Source organism: Alkaliflexus imshenetskii DSM 15055, assembly GCF_000517065.1.
Classification (GTDB): domain Bacteria; phylum Bacteroidota; class Bacteroidia; order Bacteroidales; family Marinilabiliaceae; genus Alkaliflexus; species Alkaliflexus imshenetskii.
The window spans coordinates 1,224,405-1,238,432 of sequence record NZ_KI912105.1; the positions used below are offsets into that span (position 1 = coordinate 1,224,405).

Genomic DNA, 14,028 nt, shown 5'->3' on the forward strand with positions numbered 1-14,028 from the left:
GTTGCGATAGGTCGTTTTCTACTAAATCGCTGCGTAAATCCAGCTTTTCGGCGGCTTCCCGGACTTCTTTTCTGACTTGCTTTTCTTCGTACAAATCCAATCTTGTGCGGTATTTAATGGCGGTTTCCAGATGCTGAACGTCCAGACTGATGGTCATGCGGTCGAAGGTCTTGGGTAGGCTGCCTTTTACTATGTAGCGGGCGGATTGGGTTTCGTAAATTATCTTGTTGAGGGTGGTGATATTTAACTGTTGAGACAGGGCACTGCGTCCGACTTTCGGCGGATGCCCTGTCTGGACGCTTCCTTTTTCTTCAATTGAAAAATCTTCAGTTGAAGAAAAAGATGGTGGTAAAGGTTGTTGGTTGGTGCTGCCGGCCGGCTGTCGTTCTTCGATTAATTGCAGGATGGCTTCCTTTCCATAGTTTATCCAAAGACTGTTGACGTCCTCGCCTTGGGGAGTGGCAACAATGCTGATTTTAACGCCCTGCCCTGCCAGTTCCTCGGCGTATTTAAGGGCTCCTTCTTTGCCGGCTTGGTCGCCATCAAAAAAGAAGATGATTTCTTTTTCTGTTGTTGTGTTTATTTCTAAAGGATTACTCCATGCTGTTATGGCCCTCTTGTGTTCTGTGCTTAGGCCATTGGTGCCGTAGGCGGCCAATATCGAAGCGTCTCTTAATTCTGCGATTTGGATAAGACTGGCAGCATCGATGATGGCTTCGGTAATGATTAATGTATGGGTGTCTTGTGGCGGATAGCTTGGATAAAGGCCTTTGCGGTTTTCGCTGTAGTAATGGCGGCCGTATTCTATGTTATAGCCGTTGCTTTCTGTTATTCTGCGGCCGTAGAGGCTTGTGATATTGCCCGCCTGGTCTTTCAATGGGAAGGTGATGCACTGTTTGAGTTTGTTCCAGTACTGGCCGCTGTTATAGCCGATTTCCATTTCGGGGTTTAGGCCGCGGCCTTTAAGGTAGTCCAGCGCTTTGGGGCTGCGGGGAAGGCTTGCTATTTGCCGGGCAAAAAGCCCTGCAAAATCTTCTGCCTTCCCCTTGGCAGCTCCTTTGGATGCAATCCCCATTACATCTTTAGCGTTGGTTTCTTCTCCGGATAGTTCTGTAGCTTTTTTCAAGGCTGCGTGCTTGCTACTCTTTTCGTATTTCTCAATAAATTCTATCTGGTCACCGGTGGCACCACAACCAAAGCAATGGAAGGTGCCGGTTTCAGGGTATATTTTACAGCTTGGTTTGTCGTCTTGGTGGAAGGGGCAGCGGATGTGGTTGTTTTTGTCAATTTGGATGTTGTAATGGGACAAAACCTTGGTTATGGGTAGTCGTTGTTTGATGTCGGGGATTTGCATGGTGAAAAATTCTTTTAAAATTTAATTAACCTTTTTCGGTCAAATTTAATCCAATCATATCACACGGGCAAATCTTTTTTATATTTTATTTTCTCTTAAAAGGGTTGTATTTTTACAAAAAATGCACAAAACAAGGTTAATACAAACCGCTTTAGGTTCGATAACATGGAGACTTTCGGTAAAAAACTGGCAATACTGAGAAAAGAGAAAAAACTATCTCAAACTGATTTGGCTAAACAGCTTAACACTTCGGTTAGTGTAATTTCTCGCTACGAACGTGATGAGATGACGCCAAGCATTGATGCAGCAAAAAAACTGGCTACACTGCTTGATACAACGGTTGGTTATCTTTTAGGAGAAAATGAAAATGCCGACATGTTCAAAAACCCGGATATGTTACGCCGCTTCAAGGACATTCTTTCGTTCCCTGAAGATAAACAGGAACATATCCTGTTTGCTATCGATTCGATGATTAAAGCGACTAAATTAGAGAGACTGTAGTTAGTCAATTACATTTATCACTTTGATATCATACTTCTCAAACTCATCTTTCATTTCCATTAACTCTTCTGCCTTAATTCCAGTACAAGCATATTTCAATAATCTATCATCACTTATCTGAACCTCAAGCCTTTGATAAGGATGTCGAGTTTTTCTTAAGTTTACAATCTGGACATATTCAATATTAGAATAATATATTAAACGCCTAAAAGGATATGGCTTCAAGCGGTTCTTGACAACAATCTTCTCTTCATCTAGAAAAAAATCATTGCTTTCAATTAACGAAATTCCCCAAAAAACAACATTTCCAACATATCCAATAAAAACAAGTTCATTCTCCAACAGAATTCCTGTTATCGTAATGAAACAAAATATTACTAATGAATAGATTACAAACGACTTCAAGCGACTTTTAAATATCATCATTTCGAAATTTCAATATCTTGGTATACTTCAACCCCCTGAATAACAACATTAGCTGCACTAACAATATCAGGATTCAATTTTAAAAATATTACACCTTCAACTACATCAAATACAGCATTTGCTGTCTGAAGCTCTTGAGATTCTCCTATAAAATACGTAATTGAACAAAAAACCACATCATTATAATCGGTGGGTATATATTTTAATTTTCCCTTTAGCTGTGAATTATCAGACAACCTAATAAACATCTGAGCAGTATTACCCACAAAAGAAACTCCCCCACCAACTAAAGTAACCCAGAAAACAGTACCTGTACCACCTGTTAACACAGTAACACCCACAGTTGTAAGTCCAATCATAGCATTATTATAGTTTCTTATTAATGCTTGATTTTCCTTCTCTATTTGATAAAAAGCCTTTAATCTATCGTATTCTCTTTTCCGTTCTGCTAAAATTCTCTCCTCCTTCTGTTTCGTCAATAAAACATCTGTGTATTGGCTAACAACAGTTTTACTTACTTCTTCTAACTCTTGAGCTCTGACATAAAAGACTTTCTTCAACCTATCTGCATCCTTCCTATTAATCTCAATTGAGTTAAAGACAAATGAAATTAGATACGATGTATATGAACGGAATAAAAAGTCATAGTAATAATATTGTCTAAAAACATCAATCTCCTCTTGGTCAGTAAAATATTTTGAATTTACAGCAATACTGCTAAAATAATCCTCTGCAGAACTTTCAAATTCTTCCATATAAAACCCCCACTGATTTATAGTCTTATCAAGATATACATACTCCCATGGCTTCGGCCGTTTATTTTCTTCAAAATGACTAAAAACATCTTCAAACTCCATCGTAACAAAACTCTCATACAAAGAAAAAGCCCCCTCCTCCTCATCCTGCGCCCACGAAAACAAAATCTTCTCCGGGTTATGAATCAAGTCCCATTGAGGTTTCCAGAGTTCGGTGCCGCCGGCGTAGTCCATGAGGTTTTGGGTTTGGCCTTCGCCAATGATAAAGGCTTTGGGGCTAAAGGTGTGCCGCATCATGAATGCGCCATGCGCCAGTTCATGGGCCACCACCTCGAGTGAGGGATTGCCATATATAAATCCTACCTGCCGTTGCAGGGGCATATAGCCCGCCAAACTGCGGTCTTTAAAGGTTACATCTTCCACAAAGAAGAGGTACAGACTGCCCGGTTCCATTTGTCGCCCGCTGCTTTCAAAGGCCGTGGCTATGGCACGCTGGTCGCTGTTATAGGTTGATGCGGTGCCGGAACCTCCATGTGTCATTCTACCACCGGGAAACGTTAACGTTACAGGGTCTTGCACAATAACCGTCCAGGTGCAAACGGCCTGACGGTATATACTGTTTAGCCGGGCTTCAAGTTCATTTACCGATGGTAGCCGGGCATTGTTCACCGAAATGATGTGTACGCGCCTTGGCTCTTCGTCGAAGCTCACTACGTTGAGCTTGCCCACTATCTCTTCCTCGCCATCGGCCGTTGGCCGATAGGCATATAAGGCTCTCTCGCTGCCATGGTAGGCACCGTTTACCGACATGCCACCATCGACCAATACGGAAGGAATGCCCATCTCGTCGCGGAAATGAAGTCCTTCTGTTATGTCAACACCTACCCTATCGGTTCGGAAACTGCCCACGCTCTTAAATGCCGGCCTGTATCCATTGTGCAAAGCCGGATAGTAATGCTGTATGGCTTGCTTCTGTTCGGTGTATTTATCAAACCCAAATGACTGCAAAGGATGTGCCACGAAATTCACCATGGCACTTGTTGAAAGGGAGTTGGCCTCCTTCTCCTTCTTGTAATTGTTCATCAGACGATTGTTGCCACCGCCCGTTTGCTGATACTCTTTTACGCCCATCACCTCGCCCCGGGAGGTAATTACCAACTCATCGCCGTTACTGTTGGTGATTAAGCATTTCTTAGCCTCTTCAACCGTAATGCAGAGGGGTGTTTCCTCAACCGTTCCATCAGGATTTAAAGTTATAGCAATCAACTGACCATCCCTAACATGAATATTGTCAAAACTGGCCACCACCTGTATCGTGTCGGCTATTTGAGCATCTGAAAAAATGACTGCACCATAATCGAGCAGTTCATTCACTGTTGAAGATAGTGCATCCAAATCTAACAAAAATGCGGGATTATTGATGCTTTTACACTCCATACTTACAATCACGTTATCGGTATTTACCTGTAAGTCCCAGAAGTCGCATGGTATTTTAATTTTCCATAACTCCGACCAAAAATAGAATACCCCCCTATAGGTATCAGCTCCTTGCTGCTCCACGTTTTTAATGATAAAACGCGTGGTTCCTGATTTATTTGAAAGCGTATCGCCAGAAATCAGGTTGGTTCGCAGGTCGAAATTGGTAATTTCAACTTTGGGGATGTTGTCGTCGCAAACACAATCCGGACAATCATCATTGATAATTGCAGGCTTTGGCTCAGGCATCACAAGCTGAACCCAATCCGAAAAATCGCTGGTAGTGTTTGGGTCGCCATTGCAAACTGACTGGGTACGCAACTCATAGGTATGCCCTGGCTCAAGGTTATAAAACTCCACTTTACTGTCGAAAGTCTGACTCGCCAGAAACCAGTTGTTGGCTTTATTACGCACTTCCACGTTGTAAGCTGTGTGATTTTGAGCAGGAGTCCAATCAAACGTACCTTTTTGACCGATTGTGGTGGTTTGTATTTGGTTTACCTTGTCGCATTTTGATTTATAAACAAACGTGCGCACTTCACTTTGCCCATTTTGTTCAAATGGCATCCGGCCGCTCTCATCAAAAGCTGTAACCCGCCATGCGTAAGTCATCCCTTCTTCCATCATAACTGATGCAGGGTTAAAGGCGTAAAGTGTTGTATGGGTTAAATGCTCATGAATGGCGGGCATTGAGGCCGCTACATTATATGGGTTAACACCTTGTACGCGCACCTCCCACAACTCGAATTTATAGCGGACACTTCCGGCAGAAACAGGTGAGCCCACACTACTGGCAAGCCACGAAAAGGATATGGGCATTCCAACAAACTGCCCCAACTCGACACCATTGTCTGGTGAGCGCAGCACAGGAGGCTTACCAACAGCCATCCATGCCGTGGCCGTACTGGTATTTGATATAACGCGATTGGTTTGAAAATGGAGCACCTCAACACTAAAACGATAGAAACCTTCAGGCAGGAGCCCGCTTCGGCGATAGGATTCTTTGCTGTAACCCTTAAACTGAAGGTTATTGATATTGAAATAATCGACAAAATCCTCTCCAAACAGAACGGTGGCACTTCCCCCATCTAAATAAATCGGGATGGTATTAATGGTTGGTAAAGTTTCGATGGTAACACCTGCTGTCTCCATTCTGATGCGAAGCTTAACTGGCAAATTGGTCACATCCAAATCTTTCACCACAATGGTGACCATAAGCCGCTGTGAGCCCTGAGCACTGTAGTCGCTCAAGTTTAATGAGTATGGCGGCAGCAAAGATGTGGTAACATAGATGGGGTAATTGCCCTGCGACCACAACGAAACAATGCACCACTGCAGCAAAAAAAATAGTATGGGTAGGGTTTTGCGCATTTCGGGTTTTATTCAATTATAATTTTAACTTGTCGCCTCTCGTTCCCGGCATTCAGTATCACCACATAAACTCCTGTGTTTACATTGGCAAGCGTAAAAGTTTCGGAGTAGAAATTGAACCCCGTTCTGGTACGTTCTTCCAACTTAACACCGCGGCTTATACTGAATACTGATAGCTGTATCGATGATTCTTCCTTAAGCTCTATATGTACCATGAAGCGACCGTCGTTGGGATTTGGTGACACAACAAATGACTTGATGAGCGGATCTTTGTAACCAAGGGCGTTTTCTTCTTCATCTGACAACCGTTCCGATTTAACTTCAACCTGCTTCACTTTTTTTGAGAAACAACCACCGGAAAAAGCATTCAAAACCACATTGTACATGCCTTGGTTGAGTGCTTTCAAATGAAGAATATAATTCTGAGCATCCACAGGAGTATGATCAGAAAAGCCATGAGTGGAGAACTCCCAGGTAAGATGGTCGAGGGGTAAATTTGAGAGTTCAAAAATCATTATCGTATCGCCAACAAATGCTTGAGATGCCATCAAAAAATCAGCTTTTAAAGCATCATTGCCAATGGAAACACGGATGGTATCATAGGCAAAACATCCAACGGCATTTGTCACCCTTAAATTGTAATAACCCTCGTCTGAAACAGTAAGATAGCGCTCTGTCGACAGCAATTTATCATCCTTCGTCCATTGGTGTGCCACAAAGTTTTGCCCATCAATTTCGATTGAATTACCCGGACACATTGTAAAGTCATCACCAACCTTTACAGTCTCCATGGGCGGTTCATCAATCATAAAGGAGGCTTCAAACAAACAGTTGTTGGCATCGGTATATGACAAACGATATGAACCTTTGCTTAGGTTTAACGCCACGGGCCCGGTATCACCATTACTCCATCTGATATTGTACCCTCCCACACCGCCAAAAGGCAACACCTCTATTTCGCCATCGCTATACCCATAACAGTGCGCATCTTTAAGTTTTAAAACCGACAACCCAAGGGTGTCTGGTGTGGCAATGTTAAAATATCTGGTTGTTTCACACTGGTTGGCATCCCTTACAGTTACAAAATAGCGGCCTGCTTTGAGCCCATCGGTTGAGAAACCGGTAGCGTTATTGGACCAATGCAATTCATACGGTGCGTATGGCACTGCGGCAGTCACCTCCTTAACAGTTGCGGAACCGTTGCTGTCGCCATAACATAATACGGGACTGGTTTCCAGACCCGAGATTTCCGGAAGTGTAGATGGATTAATAAAAAACTCAGTATTGAGGTGACAATTGTGCTTATCCCAGACATTCAACCGATAAAATCCATTCTGCTTAAGATTTTCTACAAAAAAATCACTGCCCACGGTTGCACCGGCAGCATTGCTCCATTGAAAACGGTAAGGCATGGTACCTCCGGAAATCTCTACAGCAACTCTTCCGTTGTCCAGATTGCAGGTTGTATGTGCCACATCGGCATCGCTTAAACTTAGAACCTCTGGATGAGGAACAACAACTGTCACACTTCCCTCGAAAGGGCAGTTGTTGGCATCGGTAAATTGGTATAAAAGCGTTCCTGCTGACAATCCATCATCAAAGTAAAAAATCCGCTCATCATCATCTGTATCAAAAACCTCGGTTTTATTCTGCCATAAAGGTTGAGAACTAACCATGGCATACTTGTAAGGTGCGGTTCCCCCGTTGATGTCGAAAAAGACTCTGCCATTGGACTCACCAAAACATTGAACGCCATCAATACGCTCAATTATTGCACTCAAAACATCCGGCTGGGTGATGGTTATCGACACACTGCTCTCAACGCCTTTCTGGTCAATCACAAAAAAAGTATGCTCTCCTACTGGCAAATCATTCCATCTGAAATAGTTTTGAAAAGTACCTGATGCTTCGTGTTTGTATTGATAATTGTTCCATCCACCAGCAGCGCCCACCTGCACCCATGCATCTTCAAATCCTTCACAGCTCTGATTCTGAAATCGGGACACAGTAATCTGAAGTTCCTGATCAGGTTGAAGAACCACGAAATCATACGAAATGGTATTCTCATACACATCGGTAACATCCACTCTGTAGCTTCCAGCTGTCAAACCATGCGCCTTGGCTAAATTACCAAACGACTCAAATAACACATCGAGAAGCAGCCCTGAAGCGTCATACCAATTATAAGAAAAACCGGGTGCCCCGCCTGTGATAAAAACCATTACTGAACCATCGTCTTCACCAGGCTTGCTCACATTATTAACCTCTACATTTTGAAAAACGAAAGGTTTGTATGGTACAATATTAAATACAGATATTTCGACTTCATTCTCTCCAAATGCCTTAACCAAATAGCTGCCTGAGGGCAAGTTTACAAGACTTATCTCGCCCTGTTCAACCGGTAAATCATCGTCCGTTAATACATCCACCCTATTTCCCGGGTAATATATCTCTATCGATGTAATATTCTCTAAGCTTGAAACCAACACAGCATACCCATCGGCAGCTTCAAAGCGCGTTTCATGCCCCAACTCTTTTATTTCAAGCAATCCATCAGAAACTGAGGGCAAATATATTCTGTCAGAAACTGCACAACCCTCAGTCTGGCTTACCAACACTTCATAATACCCTGAACCTATTCCAGATACCTCCTTTTGATTTAAACTGAGCAACGCCCCATTTTGAGTAATGTTTCGCCATTCATAAGTAAGTTGGGTGCCACCTCCACTCACAATGACTGCTATCAGTCCATCCTCGGCTCCTTCGGCCGAAGGCGATTGTGTCACAAACCTATCTATCTTCAACAGACTCGATGCAGATAAGTCGGTAATGGCCAAAGCCTCACACCCGTTTTTGTCTTCCACTTTAACACTATAACCACCTGCTGCTTTGCCCTCAAATTCAACGAGTCCTGGCAGGTCGAGGATTTTACTTGAAAGCCAGTTATCGATGCTTACTTTATACGGTTCGGCACCTCCGGACACTTCCAGTTTTAAGGTACCATTATTGCCACAAGTTGGATCGATGTGGTCAGTGGCTTTAACCTCAAGTTTACCCGGCTCACCTATTTCAATCAATGTTGATACAGAAGCGCCCAACTTATCCTGCACAAAAACTTTATAAGAACCCGCACTTAGCTCCTCATAATTGGAGATTGAAGTTGTGCCCGTATGTGTAGCCAATCGATAGGTGTAATCGCCCCAGCCCCCGCTGCCTTTTATCTGAAAGCTACCTAACCTGGCATTGCACAGCGCATCTTTTACTGACACTATCTCAATCTGGAGAGGTGATGGTGGCGCTGGCACCTCTATTTTTTCGCTGGTAAACACACACCCATTGCTGTCTGTAACCTCTATTTCATAGAGCCCTCCGGATAAACCGGCTAGTTCAAATTGATGTCCTGCCGCCACATCCCTTACAGGAAGCATCTCTGACTCATCCTCGCCAAGCAGTCGTTTTGTTTTTATCTTCATTGAACCTTTCAGCTTGCCACCTACCGTCCTGGCTCTTATCAACCCGTCGCCGTTGCCAAACACGATTTCAGGTACGATTGCTCTCACCTCAAGACCAAGCTGTTCAGGCTGACCTATGGTCACCATTAACGGTTCAGATTCACAATTTTTTGTATCTTTCAGCAACATGGTGTAGCTCCCGGGGGCCAAATTTTTCACCTTAGAATCAGCACTGAGATTTACTTCCTCGAGCTCTAAACTTCCTTCAGACATAAACAGTTGGAAGACATTATCACTACCCGAAACATTCTTAATTTCGATATATCCATCTGTCAGACCATTGCAACTCACATCTGCAAACGTATAGCTATCAATTTTCGGGTTTTGATACTGCGCAACCGTAAACGAATCATCAATTATACACTCACCAACATCAGAGACAGATACAGTGTAATCACCTGCACTTAAATTTTGGAATGTGAAGTGGGGCAAATCTGAAAATTCATCTGACTCATTAGGGAATTCCATCACCAACACATTACCCTTCATTATTTTATAGCGATAAGCATTGTTTCCGCCCGACACATAAATTGTAGCAGCCCCTAAACCAACTGCACAAATAGGGTCAGTTACATTCACATCATCAATCTTAAGCAAATGCGGTTCTGTAATTATGGCAACCCCAATGTTCACCTCCTGACAACTGTTCTTACTATCCTTTAAATAGATGTCGTAACTACCGGGAGATATTTTTTTTGCAGATTCTGATGGATTCAACCATGAATTGTTATTTCCGTACTTCCACTGATAGGTACCACTTCCGCCCTCCAAATCTTTAATAGAAATTACACCGTTGTTTTTGCCATTACAAGTAACATTATTAACTGACAGACCTGCCCGTACGGGGGTAGGGGCAACAAACTCTTCTAAAACTTTACGAACCAGCACTTTTGAAAACGTTACTTCACAATCTAAAACAGGAGTATCCTCAACAACTGTGTTTTGAATTAAGACTTCTCCTATGGACTCCGAAAAAGACCAGGAAGCTTTATTTAAGAAGTCAACACCATTATCACTTAACAGATATGAGCCGTCGGAAAACCCTCCTCCCAAATCGCTAAAATTCAACACAAACAAATCTCCCGGGCAATTAACTGAATTAGGGGTTAATGTAAATGTTAATAAAGGGATAGGCAATGTGAATGTGGCCAAATCCACTTCGCCATTATCACATGAAAACGCAAACCGGTAAACCCCATCCAGAGATAAAGCCTGTTTTTCGAATCCATATATTTCATTTTCTAGCTCGATTGATTTCTCAAATAAAACCGCAGCATCCTTATATATTCTCACCTTGGGCTCAGAATTGGCTAAACCATTCAATTGGGTAATTGTACCATTTAATAGCACAGTAGCGCCATCCTTATCTTGTTCAACAAGTAAATCAATTGACGCGTTGACCTTTGGCCCACCTACAACAATCTCTGGCAATGAAAACCTACATGTTTGATCATACACATCCGTATGCAATGCAACAAAGCTATAATTACCCTGGGGCACCCCAACTTCGCCATTATCCCAGTTGTTGGGCAAATTGTCATTACCTAACCAAGTAACCAGTCCTGTTTGATTACTAAAATCAACCTTCAGTGTGCCTGTGCCACCGAAAGTAGTTGCATGCTCCGGAGCGCAAGTCACCGAAAAAGCCTTATTCAAAACCGGTATCGTGTCTGTGAAAACGCAACAACCATCAATATAAACCTGAACATCATATAACCCAGCAGTCAACTCATCAATGCAATTCCAAAGCCCATCGGCAAAAAAACTCTCTTTCTTATACACATTTCTTGTTTCAACATGCATTAGTTTAACTATAACCATGGCATTTTCTTCTAGGGCAAAGCCATTCAAGGCAATAGATACTCGTCCGTTTGAAACATCACCAACCACGCATGTCACATTTTTTACTTCAAGCTCAACACTTCCGGGATTTAACAAATTAATTGGGTATTCAGCAGCTACTTCGCCATGTTCATTTATCAAACTAACAAGTTTCACAACCCCATAACCAAGGCCACTTATTGTTATCTCATCACCAAATTTCTCTAAAATTTGGTCTTCGTAATGATACACAGGGTGGCCTCCTCCCTGATAGATTATTTTGGCTTCTCCATCATTCAAACAAAATGAGGATGGCTGTTTAGTTATAACATGTGTCAGGTTTGGTTGAGGAGGAATACGCACTTCAACTTTAAAGGGAACACTGCAATTGTCCTTATCTATTAATTCGTAATGCTCAGTTATATTCGGCGTCACACCATACAACCTGTAACCGAATCTGTTTTGTATCCATTTATTCCAATAATTACTTCTGAACTGCTCTTCCCACTCTTTAAAATAATTGAGAGTGAAGAAATCGTTATAGTAGTGGTCAAAGTCATAAATCATGGAATACAACACATTGTTGCTTTTAATAATACACAGCCTATTAGCTACATCTATTCCCTCAATGCTGGTTATTTGCAATGAGTTACTAATAACTCTGACACTTACGCCATCATACATATAGAGAACAAAGCCATCATTTGAGGTAAAAAAACAGAGTTGTCCATCATTTGACACCCTGATATTCTTGCCAGAGTCGGCAATCTTCTTCTTTGTAATTTCACCATTTGAACCAATGGTAGTCCAATAGAATGGGTCAGAATCAGAACTTAGGTTCGGTTCTCGAGTAATCAGAACATTTGAACTACAACCATATACTACCAATGAAAACTTAACATTGTAAAATGCAATTTGTGTCCGTGTGCTACTGATAAAATAATAAAGGCTCCCATCATCATCAGCTGAATAAAGAACATTGTTGTGATAAAGATTTGAATCCCAACCAAATTCAACTTTTACACCTTCTGGATACGTCAACACACCTCTCTCTCGATTATTCAGATTTTGAGGATCAAAGAAAAAAAGATACTGTTTATTTGGTGAAACCAGATGTTTATTACTCTGGTTAAAACCGTTGGGAGGCAGATACACATTCGTAGGTTGTACATAGTTACCAGTATATTTATAAGGGGTTTGTCTCTGCGATTTCCAAATATTAAAGCGTGTCTCAAAATAGCGCCCAAACGCACAATCTCTATTCTGTTGACAAAGCAAATTTTGATACTCCGCTTCAAACACACTTTCTACTTCGGCCTTTTCAGCATCACTGAGTTGGGTAAATAAAGGCGGAACATTAACGGGAACTTGCTGAACAACAATCCCATTTTTGGTTATCACATAAGGCTTGCGCAAATTTGCATACTCATAGTCATCTACAATATTTAAAATGGCGTAAGGATTAGTCATGCTAAGCAGATGATAACTGCTTTCGCCAATTAGATTTTTCGCATCCTCCTGCGAAACTTCAATCGATCCGGGTTTACCCGAAACTTTAAACTCACGGGTGCAAAAAACTTCTGATTCATTTGGACTTGATAACTGCAAATAAAATGTTGACTCCTCGGTTACTTCCTTAAAAGGATCATCTAACTCACCATTTGTAAATGGAATCAACCTATAAACCAACCCTCCTGAGTTTAACTCACTGTTTTCATACAGCTCCATGGAGCAATTTCCTGAACTTACCAGATTACCCGAAACTAATAGCTTATATTTCCAGACAAACTGTTCATCGGAATCCTCCATATACCAGGCATCAGTAACATCGGGGAGATGAACAAAGATATTTGCTTGGGTTCGTCCATCCGTTACTTCACAGGCAGTTCGCGTCACATCAGAAATGTAAAACTGTGGACCTGGAGGATCAAAGCGGGCGTCACCAGTCCCCATGCCATAGCTCAACTCATTGTTCATAAGGGTTTTCTTAACCCTGAACTTCAAATTCTTTCCTATTAACTCCTTATAAAGCGTTGAGTTTTTCTTTCCTGCAATTTGGGAAAAGTACAGTTTAATCTCTGAATTAGGTAGGATTCTTATATGAGGTAAATCAATCCATTTAGGTTCTAATGTATCATCACTAATCGCAACCTGTAATACAGGTGAGCCTTTTGCATTCTGATAAAAACTCCCTACTGAAATAATCAATTGTCCCGATTCTGAGGGGAGACGTAATGCATTATTTCCTTCGGCATTGTTAGCAAAACCGATATGAACTGGATCATCAACAATCACGTCAAAAAAGATATCATACGACTCATGATTACCAAAATTAATCCAATTGGAACATGGGTCGCTTGCACCAAAGCGTTGCGATTCATTTAAGCCAACAAGGCGATTAGGCTTACTCTCATTATCAAAAAAATCTCCATATATATGTGTGTCATTTAATATGTCGGTTACATGTAGGTCATAATGAAGTTTTATATCTATACCATTATTTATCGCCAAGTTAAACTCTCTTCCCAAGGCTCCTGTTCCTTTTAATACATGGTTAAAAAAGACTCCCGATCTCAATTGGCTTATGGTTACACCCTTTATTTCACCTTTTTCAACCAAACCATCCATCAACCTAATATCCAGCTCTTTAAATGCAGGCTTTTTACCTCTATTGCATTCGCTTGATGAAATAAACCGCCCTTTAACACCTATACAATAACGTAAGTTGTTATCCCCTTCTATTGAAGCTTGTGCAAATAGGTTAGGCCAACAAAGTGCAATTATTAAAAGGGTGACTGTAATCTTCATTGTT

5 protein-coding genes are annotated in these 14,028 nt (G+C 41.7%); 1 reads left to right on the top strand and 4 read right to left on the bottom strand.

The genetic code is table 11. The features are described from left to right. The coding region (locus ALKIM_RS19155) for a CHC2 zinc finger domain-containing protein (RefSeq protein ID WP_052345415.1) at positions 1 to 1,354 on the bottom strand (1,354 nt) is incomplete at its 3' end. 165 nt (positions 1,355 to 1,519) lie between these two features. Between ALKIM_RS19155 and ALKIM_RS0105020 the strand changes: the two genes are divergently transcribed. Next, positions 1,520 to 1,855, top strand: a complete 336-nt coding sequence (locus ALKIM_RS0105020; protein WP_026473679.1) for a helix-turn-helix domain-containing protein — start codon at positions 1,520 to 1,522, stop codon at positions 1,853 to 1,855. Here the strand turns inward: ALKIM_RS0105020 and ALKIM_RS0105025 are convergent, their stop codons facing one another. From ALKIM_RS0105025 to ALKIM_RS0105035, 3 genes are all read right to left on the bottom strand, one after another. Then, positions 1,856 to 2,197 carry a hypothetical protein gene (locus ALKIM_RS0105025; protein WP_157363787.1) on the bottom strand — a complete coding sequence of 114 codons (342 nt, stop codon included), beginning with the start codon at positions 2,195 to 2,197 and terminating at the stop codon, positions 1,856 to 1,858. It abuts the gene before it with no gap. 80 nt (positions 2,198 to 2,277) lie between these two features. After that, the gene (locus ALKIM_RS0105030) at positions 2,278 to 5,883 is read right to left on the bottom strand and encodes a hypothetical protein (RefSeq protein ID WP_026473681.1); all 3,606 of its coding nucleotides are present in this window, start codon (positions 5,881 to 5,883) and stop codon (positions 2,278 to 2,280) included. Between the two features lie 8 nt (positions 5,884 to 5,891). Next, complete coding sequence (locus ALKIM_RS0105035; RefSeq protein WP_026473682.1) at positions 5,892 to 14,024, bottom strand: T9SS type A sorting domain-containing protein; 8,133 nt, start codon at positions 14,022 to 14,024, stop codon at positions 5,892 to 5,894. Positions 14,025 to 14,028 lie beyond the last annotated feature (4 nt).

Coding starts and splice junctions, on each gene's coding strand:
- ALKIM_RS0105020 (WP_026473679.1), top strand. CDS start 1,520: ATGGAGACTTTCGGTAAAAAACTGGCAATACTGAGAAAAGAGAAAAAA.
- ALKIM_RS0105030 (WP_026473681.1), bottom strand. CDS start 5,883: ATGCGCAAAACCCTACCCATACTATTTTTTTTGCTGCAGTGGTGCATT.
- ALKIM_RS0105035 (WP_026473682.1), bottom strand. CDS start 14,024: ATGAAGATTACAGTCACCCTTTTAATAATTGCACTTTGTTGGCCTAAC.